Origin of the sequence: Enterobacter sp. Ag1, from assembly GCA_000277545.1 — a bacterium.
Taxonomy (GTDB): Bacteria; Pseudomonadota; Gammaproteobacteria; order Enterobacterales; family Enterobacteriaceae; genus Cedecea.
In genome coordinates, this window is sequence record AKXM01000058.1 from 59,531 (window position 1) to 74,149 (window position 14,619).

Sequence of the window (14,619 nt, forward strand, 5' to 3'; positions counted from 1 at the left end):
TTTGCTTATCAACGCTAAACCACCTCCTATGGAGGTGGTGATCGTTTAGAGATTCTCGCCATTGCTGGCGATCACTTCCTTGTACCAGTTGAAGCTCTTCTTGCGGGAGCGCGACATATCTCCAGTGCCGTCGTCGTGTTTGTTGACGTAGATAAAGCCGTAGCGCTTGCTGTACTGGCCGGTGGTAAACGACACGCAGTCGATGCAGCCCCATGGCGTGTAGCCCATCAGATCCACACCGTCGTAGGTCACGGCTTTTTTCAATTCCTCCACGTGAGAGCGCAGATAATCAATGCGGTAGTCATCGTTGATGGAGCCGTCTGCCTCTACTTTGTCGTAGGCGCCAAAGCCGTTTTCCACGATGAACAGCGGCTTCTGGTAGCGCTCATACAGTTCGCACAGCGCATAGCGCAGGCCAACCGGGTCAATCTGCCAGCCCCAGTCAGAGGCTTTGACGTGCGGGTTTGGCACGCTACCCTGGAAGCCGGAAAGCGCATCGCCGCTGCCGCCTTCGGCCTGAACGGCGTTCGTCATGTAGTAGCTGAACCCGAGATAATCACAGACGCCTTCGCGCAGGATCTGCTCGTCACCGGCTTCCATTTTAATGTTGAACTCGCGGCGTTCCCATTCGTTCAGTACATAAGACGGGTAATAGCCACGCAGCTGCACGTCGGTAAACACATAGCGTTCACGCATTGATTCTTGCGCAAACATTTGGTCTTCAGGCTTACAGGAGAAGGCGTACAGAGGCACCATGGCGAGCATGCAGCCGATTTTCATCTCAGGGTTGATGCGGTGGCCGATCTTCACCGCCATTGCGCTCGCCACAAACTGGTGGTGCAGCACCTGGTACATCACCTCTTCCGGGTTGTCGTGCTCAGTGTAAACCACACCGGAGCAGCAGTAGCCGAACAGCGGCGCGCGCCAGTTACGCTGGTTATTGATTTCGTTAAAGGTCATCCAGTACTTCACTTTGCTCTTGTAACGCTCGAACACGACTTCGGCGAAACGAACAAAGAAATCGACCACTTTTCGGTTGGTCCAGCCGCCGTATTCGGTCACCAGGTGGTGCGGCATTTCGAAGTGGGAGAGGGTGATGACCGGCTCGATATTGTATTTCAGCAGCTCATCGAACATATCGTCGTAGAACTTCAGGCCAGCTTCGTTAGGCTGCTGCTCGTCGCCGTTGGGGAAAATGCGGGTCCAGGCAATGGAGGTACGGAAGCATTTGAAGCCCATCTCGGCAAACAGCTTAATGTCTTCTTTGTAGCGGCCATGAAAATCAATCGCTTCGTGGTTCGGGTAGTATTTCCCGGCTTCGACCTGCAGAGTTATCTCGCGCGGGACGCCGTGGGCGCCGCCCGTCAGTACGTCACAAATGCTTGGGCCTTTACCGTCTTTGTTCCAGCCGCCTTCCACCTGGTGAGCGGCAACCGCACCGCCCCATAAAAAGTCCTTCGGTAACTTAAGTTGTTTCATATTCTTTCATCTCATTGTTAGCGCATGAAATAATGTGCGTAGGTTCACATCGTCGCGCTGAAAGTATTATTTCTGCTTTGGAGTCTAACAAATGAAAACGGATTGTCACGATATAACAAATAGCGCGAATTGTGATTTGTCACAAATAAAAAACAGGGTGTTTTTTTATAGCATTCTTTTTGCCAGGCGGCGGCCAATGGTTTCAAGAATATAAATAACGGGGATTTGTGTAGTGATGTCATACACTCCGGCAATACGTACCGGTGGAATATGCCAGGAAATATTAAAGTCGGCTAATTTCGCCAGCGACGAGTTTTCATGGCTGGTGACAGACATCACTTTACAGTGGTGAAGGCTGAACTGGCTGGCAAAGCGCAGGATCTCCTCCGTCTCACCTGAAACGGAAAGCACAATAGCCAGCGCGTTTCGTGCCATATCATTGGTGACCGGAAAATAAGGATCATCAATATGGTTGCTAAATTTACCAACGTTTGAGAAAAAACGTGCACCATATTTAGCTAAAGCACCGGATGTTCCCGCGCCAACAAAAATAATACGCTCGGAGGAGCAAATAATATCAACGGCGTGGTCGATTAAATTATCGAATTCTTCATTATTGGTACTTTTAAAAAAACTGATAATTTCGCTGCTGCCGAAATTGGCGGGCTGAGTTTCCGTTTGCTCCAGATATAATTTAAAACGAACGCGAAACTCGGAATACCCTTCACAGTTGAGTTTGCGGCAAAAACGCAACACGGTCGTGGTGGAGACTCCTGCGGCATCCGCCAGCTCTCGAATGGTCATGTACATGACTTTGTCTTTGTTTTTAATGACAAAGTTGTACACCATCATTTCGAGGCCGTTCAGGGTGGCGATTGCCGCATGGGTAAACATACTTTTTCTTCCTGCTGGTACGGTGCTTACGGATGGCTGGAACTAACGCAGCCAGCCTTTCTCGTGCGCCCGATATAATTGACGCTCGACATGTTGCCACAATTCCGGCCAGCTTTCTCCCACCTGCGCATTGCGAGTTAATACCTGCTGCAGGGAAATATTATTCTCTCGCCAGCTCTGCCCTTCGTTATGCAGGTTAAGCAGAATAGGTAAAATGCGATCCAGCGCCCCGGCAAAGCGGGCGTCGGGCGTGGTGTCTGCCTCATATTCTTGCCACAAAGCCAGAAATTGTGGCCCCTGCGGCGCAGGCAACAAACCAAACAGGCGGCGTGCCGCCGCCGCTTCTTTTTCAGCGATGGCTTCACGGGCCGCAATGTCATAAACCAGCACATCGCCAACATCGATTTCTACGATGTCGTGCAGCAGCGCCATTTGGATCACGCGCTGGATATTCACCTCTTTTTCGGCCCAGGGGGCGAGGCTCATTGCCGCCATAGCGAAGTGCCAGCTGTGCTCGGCAGAGTTTTCATGTTTTTCATGACCGATGATTTTGGTGCGACGCTGAACCAGCTTCAGCTTATCAATCTCCATCAGGAAATGGATAACCGCACTCATTTCACCAAATGCCTGTTGCATCGTGTTTTCCCTGTTTTTTGGCTGTCGTTTGATTGTAAAAGAAATCCTCCAGGCTGACGAAGGGCGTCGTCACAGACGCTCACATATTTATTTTAGCTTACATGTGTTCACTGGAATCATTCTCAGTTAGGCTAGGAACGCTGCGTTATTCTTCTTTATCTCGGGAGGAGCCAGATGGCTCGTAAACCACTTGTCGCGCATGGATATTCTCTGGCAGAGGAAGTAGCCAATAGCATTAGCCACGGCATTGGGTTGGTGTTCGGTATTGTTGGCCTGGTGTTGTTGCTGGTGCAGGCGGTCGATGCCAATGCCAGCGCAACGGCAATTACCAGCTACAGTCTTTACGGCGGCAGCATGATCCTGCTGTTTCTCGCCTCAACGCTTTACCACGCTATTCCACATGAGCGGGCCAAGCGGTGGCTTAAAAAGTTCGACCACTGCGCCATTTACCTGCTGATCGCCGGCACGTATACCCCGTTTTTGCTGGTAGGGCTCAACTCGCCGCTGTCGAAGGGGCTGATGATTGTTATCTGGAGCCTGGCGCTGGCGGGGATCCTGTTTAAGCTCACCATTGCACACCGGTTTAAGGTGTTGTCGCTGGTGACCTATCTGCTGATGGGCTGGCTGTCGCTGGTCGTCATCTACCAAATGGTGGTCAAACTGGCACCGGGCAGCGTTACGCTGCTGGCGATTGGCGGTATTGTTTACTCGCTGGGGGTGATTTTCTACGTCTGCAAACGTATTCCATACAACCATGCCATTTGGCATGGGTTTGTGCTGGGCGGCAGCGTCTGCCATTTCCTCGCGATTTATCTCTATATTCGTTAAAGCGTCTAACTCGCCAAAATCAAATTATTGAGCCCCGGTTTCGGGGCTCAATGTTCGATTAATTTTCTTCCAGAGAATAGGGCAGTGGCTCCAGTGAGAGCTTGCCGTTTGCATCATCACGCACGCGCAAGACGCTGTTCGGTTCAAGATCGTTGTTCATCACCGCCTGCACAACAAGACGGCCATCTTCCAATCGTGAAGCGGCCAGCACGGTGCCGGTACGACGCCAGTTTTCACCCATCTGCAACTCAAGATCTTCGCCTGCTTCAGGCACGCGGCTTGCGCTCCCGGCCAGCAGCCAGAGTGCGCGTTTATTTGCCCCGCGGAACTTGGCTCGGGCAACCATTTCCTGGCCGGTGTAGCAGCCTTTTTTAAAGCTGATACCGCCCAGCGCCTGAAGGTTTGTTGCCTGTGGAATAAACTGAGCGCTGTTTACACTATCAATGACCGGCAATCCACCCTCGATATCCAGCGTCAGCCACTGCTGGCTATCATTACGCTGTGCTTCTTCACTGAGTTTTTCGGTTAACGTCTGAGCCGTTTCTTCGTCAGTGACAATCAGGAAGCGCTCCGCCGGCAGATTTAGCCACAACAGAGTTGTTGCGCCGTGCTGGACAACCTGAGTATCTTCATCCGGCAGCGCAGTGAAAACGGCTGCAAGCGCAGAACGCGCCTGGAAACCCGCCAACCCTAACAGGACGCTGGCGTCATCCGCATTGAAAGTGACTTTGGAGAAAACGGAATATTTCTTCAGCTCTGTAAGCTGGGCGTCACGCAGGTTGCGGCGCTCAATAAACGCAAAGCCTTCGCCCCGATGAAACAGACGCAGGTTACTCCACATCTTCCCTTTGGCATCGCAATGGGCGCAGAGCAGATGCTGGCCCGCGTCAAGTTTCGCGACGTCGGCAGTCACCTGACCCTGAAGATATTTCTCAGTGTCTGCACCCACGGCAGACACGAGAGCCCAGTCGTCGAGCGTCATTAGTGTCAGCGGTAGACGGGCGGCGGCACTGGGCTGGCGAGGAGGAAACGGATTAAAAGCCATAACAAAGATCCCGGGTTATCCAACGGTTTAATTTCTCAATGGTAAAAGAGCCATAGGGCAATGCAAGCAGTTTGATAACGCCATTCGTGCGTTTGCGTGTTGCCTCGGGGAATCTTGTGCAATCGGTGCTGTTACACGGGTTTGTGTGGGGAAAGCGCGCACAATGGAACATTCAGGTAATCCCGGTGACGAAAACACGTTACACTAACTCCGTACCCAACTTGATGGCTAAGCAGGAAAGTGCACATGGATATCAATAATAAAGCCCGAATTCACTGGGCATGCCGCCGTGGAATGCGCGAGCTCGATATTTCGATTATGCCGTTCTTCGAACATGAATACGAAACGCTCAGCGACAGCGACAAACAGCTGTTTGTTCGCCTGCTGGAGTCTGACGATCCAGACCTGTTTAACTGGTTGATGAATCACGGTAAACCAGCAGATGCCGAGCTTCAGCGTATGGTTGCCCTGATTCAGACACGGAATAAAGAACGTGGTCCTGTGGCAATCTGATCTCCGGGTTTCCTGGCGCGCGCAATGGATGTCGTTGCTTCTCCACGGCCTGGTGGCGCTATTCGTGCTACTAATGCCGTGGCCGATGAGCTACACGCTGGTCTGGATGCTGCTGCTTTCCCTTGTGGTTTTCGACAGCGTGCGCAGCCAGCGCCGCATTCACGCTCGCCAGGGCGAAATTAAACTGCTGACGGATTTTCGTCTGCGTTGGCAGGGGCGTGACTGGGATATCGTCGGAAATCCATGGATGATTGACAGCGGGGCGATGCTAAGACTGCGTTGTGCCGGAAAGCATCGTTGCCAGCATCTTTGGCTGGCGGCTGACAGCATGGACATCGGTGAATGGCGCGATCTACGCCGCCTGCTGATGCAGCAACAGGCGAGCGGAAGCGGGCAGATTTAAGCGAAGCGTTCGGCCATTTCGCCAAGAATTTGCTCGCACCAGGTTTCAATGCGTTCGTCGCTCAGGTCGTACTGGTTGGTTTCATCCAACGCCAGGCCAACAAACAGCTGCCCGTCGGCAATGACCGGTTTTGGGCTGGTAAATTCATAGCCTTCTGTTGGCCAGTAGCCGATGAACTGTGCCCCGCGCGGTGCCAGCTTGTCGTGCAGCATGCCTAACGCATCCAGGAACCACTCACCGTAGCCAAGCTGATCGCCCATGCCGTAAAGCGCCACGAGTTTGCCTTCCAGGTTCAGGTCATCCAGCTGCGGCCAGACGGTTTCCCAGTCTTCCTGCAGTTCGCCAAAATCCCAGGTCGGTATGCCCAGGATCAGAACGTCATACTGCTCCATCATGGCCGGGGCATCGTCTTTCAGGTTGTGAAGCGTCACCAGTTCAGGACCAATAATGTCGCGAATTTTTTCGGCGGCCATTTCGGTGTAGCAGGTGCTGGAGCCGTAAAAAAGACCAATGTTCATAGCAATAACAACTCATTTTAATCGCGTGCAGATGGCCAAGTGTACCAGATCCCATTCGCCATCATGCATAATGGACACAATTCGCCAAATCAGGAGTGGAGCGTGGAGCAGGATAAGATCCGTATCGAACAGTTTCTGGATGCGCTGTGGCTGGAAAGAAATCTGGCCGAAAATACGCTCAGCTCTTATCGCCGCGATCTCACTATGGTGGCCGAGTGGCTGCAGCGTCAGCAACTCAGTTTTTTAACCGTTCAGGCTTCGGATCTCCAGTCGCTGCTTGCGGAGCGCGTCGAGGGCGGTTATAAAGCCACCAGTTCCGCGCGGTTGCTCAGCGCTATGCGGCGGTTATTTCAGTACCTGTATCGCGAAAAAATGCGGGAAGACGACCCCAGTGCGCTGCTTTCATCGCCCAAACTTCCCCAGCGTTTGCCGAAGGATTTAAGCGAGGCTCAGGTTGAACGGCTGTTGCAATCTCCGTGTGTCGATCAGCCTATTGAACTGCGTGATAAAGCCATGCTTGAAGTCTTGTACGCAACCGGGCTGCGCGTCTCGGAGCTGGTTGGGCTGACAATGAGCGATATCAGCCTGCGGCAGGGCGTGGTGCGAGTGATTGGTAAAGGCAACAAAGAGCGTCTCGTGCCGCTGGGCGAAGAGGCGGTGTACTGGATTGAAGAGTACCTGAAGTATGGCCGCCCGGAGTTGTTAAACGGGCAGTCTCTGGATGTGCTTTTCCCCAGCAATCGCGCACAGCAAATGACGCGGCAAACCTTCTGGCACCGCATTAAGCACTATGCCGTGCTGGCCGGTATCGACAGTGAAAAACTGTCTCCGCATGTGCTACGCCACGCTTTTGCCACGCACCTGCTGAACCATGGCGCGGATCTTCGTGTCGTACAGATGCTGCTGGGCCATAGTGATTTGTCCACCACACAAATTTATACACATGTAGCGACGGCGCGTTTACGCCAGCTGCATCAACAGCACCACCCTCGAGCGTGAGTGCTACAAGAGATAAAGGAATCCTCATGAAAAAAGGTTTTTGGCTGCTTTCGCTGCTGGCCGCTTCCGTTTCCGGTATTGCTCACGCGGATGACGCCGCTATTAAACAATCTTTGGCGAAGCTGGGCGTGCAGGGCGCAGAGATTCAGGCTGCACCGGTTGCCGGGATGAAAACTGTGTTGACCGATAGCGGCGTACTTTATGTCACCGAAGACGGCAAACATGTGATTCAGGGGCCGCTGTATGACGTGAGCGGCGCTCAGCCGGTGAACGTGACCAACCAACTGCTGATCGGCAAGCTGAACGCGCTGGAAAAAGAGATGATTATCTACAAAGCGCCGAAGGAGCAGCATGTGATTACGGTGTTCACCGACATCACCTGCGGCTACTGCCACAAGCTTCATGAAGAGATGAGCGACTACAACGCGCTGGGGATCACCGTGCGTTATCTGGCATTCCCTCGTCAGGGGCTGCAAAGCCAGGCCGAGAGCGACATGAAGTCTATCTGGTGCGCGAAAGACCGTAACAAAGCGTTCGATGCCGCAATGAAGGGCGGTGATGTGGCACCGGCAAGCTGTGACATTAACCTGGCTAACCACTACAACCTGGGCGTGCAGTTTGGCGTGCAGGGGACGCCAGCGATCGTGCTGAGCAACGGCAGCATGATCCCGGGTTATCAGGGGCCTAAAGAAATGAAACAAATGCTGGATGCCCACAAGCAGTTAATGAAAGCGGGTGGTTAATTTCGGGTGAAACAGCAAACGCAACTCCGCCGCCGGGTCGTTGACAGCTCGGTGGCGCTTCCGGCTACGCTGCCTCCTTTGTTACAGCGGCTGTATGCCAGCCGGGGCGTGCGTGGCGAACAAGAGCTGGAGCGCGGCGTAAAAGGGATGCTGCCGTGGCAACAGCTCAGCGGCATCGATCGGGCCGTGGTCATGCTTTATAACGCCTTTCGCGAAGGCTTGCGCATCATCGTTGTCGGCGATTTTGATGCCGATGGGGCAACCAGTACCGCGCTAAGCGTTCTGGCCCTGCGCAGCATGGGGGCTGAGAATATTGGCTACCTGGTGCCTAATCGCTTTGAGGATGGTTACGGGCTTAGCCCGGAAGTGGTCGATCAGGCCCATGCCCGCGGTGCGCAGGTGATCGTGACCGTCGACAACGGCATCTCATCCCATGCGGGCGTTGAGCGCGCCCATGCACTGGGGATCCCGGTGCTGGTGACCGATCACCACCTGCCAGGGGAAACACTTCCCGCTGCTGAAGCTATCATTAACCCGAATCTCGCCGACTGCGCATTTCCATCTAAATCCCTGGCTGGTGTCGGCGTCGCGTTTTATCTGATGCTGGCGCTGCGCACGCATCTGCGTGATAACGGCTGGTTCGAACAGCGTGGGTTGGCCATTCCGAATCTTGCAGAACTGCTCGATTTAGTCGCGCTGGGCACCGTGGCGGACGTTGTGCCGCTGGATGCCAACAACCGCATTTTGACCTGGCAAGGGTTAAGCCGCATTCGCGCGGGGAAATGCCGTCCCGGCATTCGCGCGCTGCTTGAAGTGGCTAATCGTGAGCCGCAAAAGATCGCCGCCAGCGATCTGGGCTTTGCGCTGGGGCCGCGCCTGAACGCCGCAGGCCGACTGGATGATATGTCGGTTGGCGTGGCGCTGCTGCTCAGCGAAAACATTGGTGAAGCGCGTATGCTGGCTAACGAGCTGGACGCGCTGAACCAAACGCGGAAAGAAATTGAACAAGGCATGCAGGTCGAAGCGCTGACCCTTTGCGAACAGCTGGAGCGCAGTAGCGAAGCCCTGCCTTACGGGCTGGCAATGTATCACCCGGAATGGCACCAGGGCGTGGTCGGCATTCTGGCCTCGCGCATCAAAGAGCGTTTCCACCGCCCGGTCATCGCGTTCGCGCCTGCGGGAGACGGCACGCTTAAAGGGTCCGGCCGTTCAGTTCAGGGGCTGCACATGCGTGATGCCTTAGAACGTCTGGATACGCTTTATCCGGGCATGATGCTGAAGTTCGGCGGTCATGCCATGGCCGCAGGCTTGTCGCTGGAAGAGGCTCGCTTTGAGGAGTTTCGCCAGCGTTTTGGCGACCTGGTCGGTGAGTGGCTGGACCCGGCGTTGTTACAGGGGGAAATCTGGTCCGACGGTCAGCTGTCCGCGCAGGAGATGACGCTCGAAGTGGCGGAGATGCTCAGAGACGCCGGGCCGTGGGGGCAAATGTTCCCGGAGCCGCTGTTTGACGGCAAGTTCCGTATTCTCCAGCAGCGCCTGGTGGGCGAGCGTCACCTGAAGGTGATGGTGGAGCCTGTCGGTGGCGGTCCGCTGCTGGACGGTATCGCCTTCAACGTGGATACCACCCGCTGGCCGGACAACGGTGTGCGCGAAGTTGAGCTGGCCTACAAGCTGGACGTGAACGAGTTCCGCGGCAACCGCAGCGTGCAGCTTTTAATCGATCATCTCTGGCCGATATAGCCCGCATTCTCGACGCTGCTGCAGCGTTAATTACTTGGCTATATGTCAGGGAGAATGCTACAAAATGCGGCGTAAATCCGGTAAACTTTCCGGTTTACGACCGCATTTCGTCTTCTGAAATCAACATAAGAAATTACGCATGTTTGAAATTAACCCGGTAAAAAGCCGCATCCAGGACCTCACAGAGCGCAGCGACGTTCTTAGGGGGTATCTTTGACTACGATGCCAAGAAAGAGCGCCTCGAAGAAGTAAACGCCGAGCTTGAACAGCCCGATGTCTGGAACGAACCTGAACGCGCACAGGCGTTGGGGAAAGAACGTTCCTCATTGGAAGCCATCGTCGACACGTTAGATCAGATGTCTCAGGGCCTGGAAGATGTCTCCGGCCTGCTGGAGCTGGCGGTAGAAGCCGACGATGAAGAGACCTTTAACGAGGCCGTTGCCGAGCTGGATGTGCTGGACGCCAAACTGGCGCAGCTTGAATTCCGCCGCATGTTCTCTGGCGAGTACGACAGCGCCGACTGCTACATCGATATTCAGGCAGGCTCAGGCGGTACGGAAGCGCAGGACTGGGCGAGCATGCTGGAGCGTATGTACTTGCGCTGGGCAGAAGCTCGCGGTTTCAAAACCGAAATTATTGAAGAGTCTGAAGGCGACGTGGCGGGCATCAAGTCCGTGACCATTCGCATTCAGGGCGATTATGCCTTTGGCTGGCTGCGTACGGAAACCGGCGTTCACCGTCTGGTGCGTAAGAGTCCGTTTGACTCCGGTGGCCGCCGCCATACCTCGTTCAGCTCCGCGTTTGTTTACCCGGAAGTGGATGACAACATTGATATTGACATCAACCCGGCGGACCTGCGCATTGACGTTTATCGCGCATCCGGTGCGGGTGGTCAGCACGTTAACCGTACGGAATCTGCGGTACGTATTACCCATATTCCAACCGGCACCGTGACCCAGTGCCAGAATGACCGTTCTCAGCACAAGAACAAAGACCAGGCGATGAAGCAGATGAAGGCGAAGCTGTACGAGCTGGAAATGCAGAAAAAGAATGCTGAGAAGCAGGCGCTGGAAGACAACAAATCGGATATCGGCTGGGGCAGCCAGATTCGTTCTTACGTCCTCGACGACTCCCGCATTAAAGATCTGCGCACCGGGGTTGAAACCCGCAACACGCAGGCTGTGCTGGACGGCGATCTGGACAAATTTATCGAAGCAAGTTTGAAAGCAGGGTTATGAGGAACCAACATGTCTGAACAACAAGCACAGGGCGTTGACGCAGCAGCCGATCTTAACAATGAACTGAAAGCGCGCCGTGAGAAGCTGGTAGCTCTGCGTGAGCAGGGTATCCCATTCCCGAACGATTTCCGCCGCGATCACACCTCAGACCAACTGCACGCTGATTTCGATGCGAAAGAGAACGAAGAGCTTGAAGACCTCGGCGTTGAGGTAAGCGTGGCTGGTCGTATGATGACCCGCCGTATCATGGGTAAAGCGTCCTTCGTGACCTTACAAGACGTTGGCGGCCGTATTCAGCTGTATGTCTCCCGTGATGACCTGGCGGAAGGCATCTACAACGAGCAGTTCAAAAAGTGGGACCTGGGCGATATCCTGGGCGCGCGCGGTAAGCTGTTTAAAACCAAAACCGGCGAGCTGTCCATTCACTGTACCGAACTGCGTCTGCTGACCAAAGCGCTGCGCCCGCTGCCGGACAAATTCCACGGCCTGGCCGATCAGGAAACCCGCTATCGCCAGCGTTATCTGGACCTGATCGCTAACGAAGAGTCCCGCAATACCTTTAAAGTGCGCTCTAAAATCATGGCCGGCATCCGCCAGTTCATGGTGGGCCGCGACTTTATGGAAGTTGAAACCCCAATGATGCAGGTGATCCCTGGCGGCGCATCCGCTCGTCCGTTTATCACGCACCATAATGCGTTGGACATCGACATGTACCTGCGTATCGCGCCAGAGCTGTACCTGAAGCGTCTGGTGGTGGGTGGGTTCGACCGCGTCTTCGAAATCAACCGTAACTTCCGTAACGAAGGCATCTCCCCGCGCCATAACCCAGAGTTCACCATGATGGAACTCTATATGGCTTACGCGGACTACAAAGATCTGATTGAGTTGACCGAATCCCTGTTCCGTACTCTGGCTCAGGACGTGCTGGGCACCACCGAAGTGCAGTATGGCGAAGAGACCTTCGACTTCGGCAAACCGTTTGAAAAGCTCACCATGCGTGAAGCTATTAAAAAGCACCGTCAAGAAACCGACCTGGCCGATCTGGATAACTTTGACTCTGCGAAAGCCATCGCGGAAAGTATCGGTATCAAAGTTGAGAAGAGCTGGGGCCTGGGCCGCGTAGTGACCGAAATCTTCGAAGAGGTTGCGGAAAGCCACCTGATTCAGCCGACCTTCATCACCGAATACCCGGCAGAAGTCTCTCCCCTGGCGCGCCGTAACGACGAAAACCCGGAAATCACTGACCGCTTTGAGTTCTTCATCGGTGGCCGTGAAATCGGCAACGGCTTCTCCGAGCTGAATGATGCGGAAGACCAGGCGCAGCGTTTCCAGGACCAGGTTGATGCGAAAGCGGCAGGCGACGACGAAGCGATGTTCTTCGACGAAGACTACGTCACCGCGCTGGAGCACGGTCTGCCGCCAACGGCGGGTCTGGGTATCGGTATCGACCGCATGGTTATGCTGTTCACCAACAGCCACACGATCCGCGACGTTATCCTGTTCCCGGCTCTGCGTCCGACTAAGTAACGCCCTCATTCCCCTCCGTAAGGAGGGGGATTTTCCTCAAGTTCATCAACGTTTCCGGGGCCTGGTTTGCGCAAGGAAAGCATTTTAAAACGCTGGCACATCACCGCTTTCATTATCATGACGAGCCTGATGCTGACGGCCTGCTCCTCCTCAAAACCAGCCAAAAGTACCCGAAACGAAGGCACGTTTAGCGGCGCGGTTTACACCGTTAAGCGCGGCGATACGCTCTCAAAAATTTCCAGAATGACCGGCAGCAGCGTGGGTGACCTCGCCCGACTGAACGGGATCCCTGCGCCTTATACTATCCAGGTGGGCCAGCGTATTCGGATCAAAGGCTCAGGCTCTGCAAGCCGGCCGAAAAACACCGCCATGGCCAAAAACACCACTGCGCCAGCTCGTTCGCAAAACACGACCATAGCAAAGGTGGCGCCGCCGCCGGTGGGAGCACGCTGCTGGTTGTGGCCGACGAAGGGCAACATTGTTGAACCGTTCTCCAGCAGCGACGGCGGCAATAAAGGCATTGATATCTCAGGCTCTCGCGGGCAGCCTATTTATGCTTCCGGCGCGGGAACGGTGGTTTATGTCGGTAACCAGCTGCGCGGCTACGGCAATCTTGTGATGATCAAACACAGCGAAGAGTACATCACCGCCTATGCCCACACCGACACGATGCTGGTTAATACCGGAGAGAAAGTGAAGGCAGGGCAGAAAATTGCCACGATGGGCAGCACTGGGGCGGATTCGGTGCGTTTGCACTTTCAGATTCGCTACCGGGCCACAGCAATTGACCCTCAGCGTTACCTAAAACCGTCGTGTTAATTTAAAAAGTGCTTGAAAAACCATCACCTGGACACAAAGGCACTTGCCAGCGAGTGCTGAAAGTCTATAATGCGTAACGCACCTCAAAGCGGGCGTAGTTCAATGGTAGAACGAGAGCTTCCCAAGCTCTATACGAGGGTTCGATTCCCTTCGCCCGCTCCAACCTCCTTAGAATATAAAGAAACTTTTCTTCAGACAGTGAATCAGTCTCGCTAAAGCAGATACAACTTTCACTGCCCATTTTTCTTCGCCAGTACCTGTTGCGTGATTGTGACCCTGACCCAAAATCCTGCTCCATTCAGAAACAGAATTCCGGCATGATGAATACTTCCCTGAACGGAGGTGGTGCCGATGAAAAAGTCACGATTCACCGAAGAGCAGATTGTCTTTGCCCTGAAACAGGCCGAACCGGGTACGAGCGTGCCCGAAGTTTGCCGTAAGCTGGGTATCTCCGATGCCACGTTTTACACCTGGCGAAAAAAATACGGCGGGATTTCCCCTTCTGAGCTGAAGGACATGCGGCAGCTTGAGGAAGAGAATCTCAGGCTGAAGAAGCTGGTAGCCGATCTGAGCCTCGACAAGTCCATGCTGCAGGATGTGCTGGAAAAAAAGAACTGACGCTGGCGTGTCTGCGTGAATGGGGCCGGGATTTGCAGGCACGTTACGGGGCCAGCGAGCGGCAGATCTGTTTTGCACTACGGATCAGCCGCAGCGCTTTCCGCTACCGTGCTGTGGCGGCAGACGACAGCGCGCTCCGCCTGCGTATCAGGGAGATCACTGAAACCCGGGTCCACTATGGCTACCGCAGAGTTCACGTCATGCTCAGGCGGGAAGGCTGGCGGGATAATCACAAACGCATTTACCGGCTCTATCGCGAGAAGGGTCTGTCCCTGCGCCTCAAACGCCCGCGCCGAAATAAATCGGCACAGCGGCGACAGCCCCAGCCTCAGGGGTTGTATCCGAACTATGTCTGGAGCATGGATTTTGTATCTGACGCCTTATTTGACGGGCGTCGGCTACGTCTGCTGACGGTCATTGATCTCTACACGCGCGAATGTCTGGGGATTTGCGTGGGTCAGAATCTGCGCTCAATGGAGGTCGCAGAGATGCTGAACGCCATTGCACTCAGACGTCCCTTACCACAATGGCTGAAAACCGATAATGGCTCTGAACTTGCAGGGAAAATGCTGTACAAATGGGTGTACGAAAGAGGGATCCGCATCGACTTCTCACGACC

The 14,619-nt window shown here is 54.5% G+C and carries 14 protein-coding genes, 1 tRNA gene and 1 pseudogene; 11 read left to right on the forward strand and 5 right to left on the reverse strand.

The genetic code is table 11. The features are described 5' to 3' along the window. Nucleotides 1–45: 45 nt before the first annotated feature. From A936_RS21740 to A936_RS21750, 3 genes are all read right to left on the reverse strand, one after another. Entirely contained in the window at nt 46–1,479 is a 1,434-nt protein-coding gene (locus A936_RS21740) for a 6-phospho-beta-glucosidase (protein WP_008461619.1), read from the reverse strand. 165 nt (nt 1,480–1,644) lie between these two features. After that, nucleotides 1,645–2,373, reverse strand: coding sequence for a MurR/RpiR family transcriptional regulator (locus tag A936_RS21745; RefSeq protein WP_008461621.1), 729 nt, complete (start codon nt 2,371–2,373; stop codon nt 1,645–1,647). 42 nt (nt 2,374–2,415) lie between these two features. Next, the gene (locus A936_RS21750) at nt 2,416–3,009 is read right to left on the reverse strand and encodes an HD domain-containing protein (RefSeq protein WP_008461623.1); all 594 of its coding nucleotides are present in this window, start codon (nt 3,007–3,009) and stop codon (nt 2,416–2,418) included. A 174-nt stretch (nt 3,010–3,183) separates the two neighbouring features. Between A936_RS21750 and trhA the strand changes: the two genes are divergently transcribed. Then, entirely contained in the window at nt 3,184–3,837 is a 654-nt protein-coding gene (gene trhA, locus A936_RS21755) for a PAQR family membrane homeostasis protein TrhA (protein ID WP_008461624.1), read from the forward strand. A gap of 58 nt (nt 3,838–3,895) precedes the next feature. Here the strand turns inward: trhA and ygfZ are convergent, their stop codons facing one another. Next, nucleotides 3,896–4,882 (reverse strand): tRNA-modifying protein YgfZ, encoded by a 987-nt coding sequence (gene ygfZ / locus A936_RS21760; RefSeq protein ID WP_008461625.1) that lies wholly within the window; start codon nt 4,880–4,882, stop codon nt 3,896–3,898. A gap of 246 nt (nt 4,883–5,128) precedes the next feature. On the opposite strand from ygfZ, the gene sdhE reads away from it, so the two are divergent. After that, complete coding sequence (gene sdhE / locus A936_RS21765) at nt 5,129–5,395, forward strand: FAD assembly factor SdhE (protein WP_008461626.1); 267 nt, start codon at nt 5,129–5,131, stop codon at nt 5,393–5,395. After that, nucleotides 5,376–5,798 (forward strand): protein YgfX, encoded by a 423-nt coding sequence (locus tag A936_RS21770; RefSeq protein WP_008461627.1) that lies wholly within the window; start codon nt 5,376–5,378, stop codon nt 5,796–5,798. The genes sdhE and A936_RS21770 overlap by 20 nt, the downstream gene beginning before the upstream one ends. Here A936_RS21770 and fldB read toward each other — a convergent pair. Beyond that, a complete protein-coding gene (gene fldB / locus A936_RS21775; RefSeq protein WP_008461628.1) occupies nt 5,795–6,316 on the reverse strand; it encodes a flavodoxin FldB in 522 nt (173 codons plus the stop codon). The two genes, A936_RS21770 and fldB, sit on opposite strands and share 4 nt — an antisense overlap. Nucleotides 6,317–6,418: 102 nt before the next feature. Between fldB and xerD the strand changes: the two genes are divergently transcribed. The 8 genes and pseudogenes from xerD to A936_RS21820 form a co-directional block, all read left to right on the forward strand. Beyond that, entirely contained in the window at nt 6,419–7,315 is an 897-nt protein-coding gene (gene xerD, locus A936_RS21780) for a site-specific tyrosine recombinase XerD (RefSeq protein ID WP_008461629.1), read from the forward strand. 26 nt (nt 7,316–7,341) lie between these two features. Continuing rightward, nucleotides 7,342–8,058, forward strand: coding sequence for a bifunctional protein-disulfide isomerase/oxidoreductase DsbC (gene dsbC / locus A936_RS21785; protein ID WP_008461630.1), 717 nt, complete (start codon nt 7,342–7,344; stop codon nt 8,056–8,058). A gap of 6 nt (nt 8,059–8,064) precedes the next feature. Further along, the gene (gene recJ, locus A936_RS21790) at nt 8,065–9,798 is read left to right on the forward strand and encodes a single-stranded-DNA-specific exonuclease RecJ (RefSeq protein ID WP_008461632.1); all 1,734 of its coding nucleotides are present in this window, start codon (nt 8,065–8,067) and stop codon (nt 9,796–9,798) included. A 139-nt stretch (nt 9,799–9,937) separates the two neighbouring features. Next, nucleotides 9,938–11,036 (forward strand): peptide chain release factor 2 gene (prfB, locus tag A936_RS21795; protein ID WP_156107000.1). Its coding sequence is split into 2 segments (ribosomal slippage): nt 9,938–10,012 and nt 10,014–11,036, totalling 1,098 coding nucleotides; the frame shifts between segments, so codons are not numbered across the junction. Nucleotides 11,037–11,045: 9 nt separating this feature from the next. Next, a complete protein-coding gene (gene lysS, locus A936_RS21800; protein WP_008461635.1) occupies nt 11,046–12,563 on the forward strand; it encodes a lysine--tRNA ligase in 1,518 nt (505 codons plus the stop codon). A gap of 66 nt (nt 12,564–12,629) precedes the next feature. Then, the gene (actS, locus tag A936_RS21805) at nt 12,630–13,382 is read left to right on the forward strand and encodes an amidase activator ActS (RefSeq protein WP_008461638.1); all 753 of its coding nucleotides are present in this window, start codon (nt 12,630–12,632) and stop codon (nt 13,380–13,382) included. A gap of 88 nt (nt 13,383–13,470) precedes the next feature. Beyond that, nucleotides 13,471–13,544: transfer RNA gene (locus tag A936_RS21810), tRNA-Gly, on the forward strand. Between the two features lie 189 nt (nt 13,545–13,733). After that, nucleotides 13,734–14,619 (forward strand): annotated as a pseudogene (locus tag A936_RS21820) (IS3 family transposase); the annotation flags it as partial.

What these genes read in the sequence shown, in the direction of transcription:
- A936_RS21740 (WP_008461619.1), bottom strand. Translation starts at nt 1,479, where the DNA reads ATGAAACAACTTAAGTTACCGAAGGACTTTTTATGGGGCGGTGCGGTT.
- A936_RS21745 (WP_008461621.1), bottom strand. Translation starts at nt 2,373, where the DNA reads ATGTTTACCCATGCGGCAATCGCCACCCTGAACGGCCTCGAAATGATG.
- A936_RS21750 (WP_008461623.1), bottom strand. Translation starts at nt 3,009, where the DNA reads ATGCAACAGGCATTTGGTGAAATGAGTGCGGTTATCCATTTCCTGATG.
- trhA (WP_008461624.1), top strand. Translation starts at nt 3,184, where the DNA reads ATGGCTCGTAAACCACTTGTCGCGCATGGATATTCTCTGGCAGAGGAA.
- ygfZ (WP_008461625.1), bottom strand. Translation starts at nt 4,882, where the DNA reads ATGGCTTTTAATCCGTTTCCTCCTCGCCAGCCCAGTGCCGCCGCCCGT.
- sdhE (WP_008461626.1), top strand. Translation starts at nt 5,129, where the DNA reads ATGGATATCAATAATAAAGCCCGAATTCACTGGGCATGCCGCCGTGGA.
- fldB (WP_008461628.1), bottom strand. Translation starts at nt 6,316, where the DNA reads ATGAACATTGGTCTTTTTTACGGCTCCAGCACCTGCTACACCGAAATG.
- dsbC (WP_008461630.1), top strand. Translation starts at nt 7,342, where the DNA reads ATGAAAAAAGGTTTTTGGCTGCTTTCGCTGCTGGCCGCTTCCGTTTCC.
- lysS (WP_008461635.1), top strand. Translation starts at nt 11,046, where the DNA reads ATGTCTGAACAACAAGCACAGGGCGTTGACGCAGCAGCCGATCTTAAC.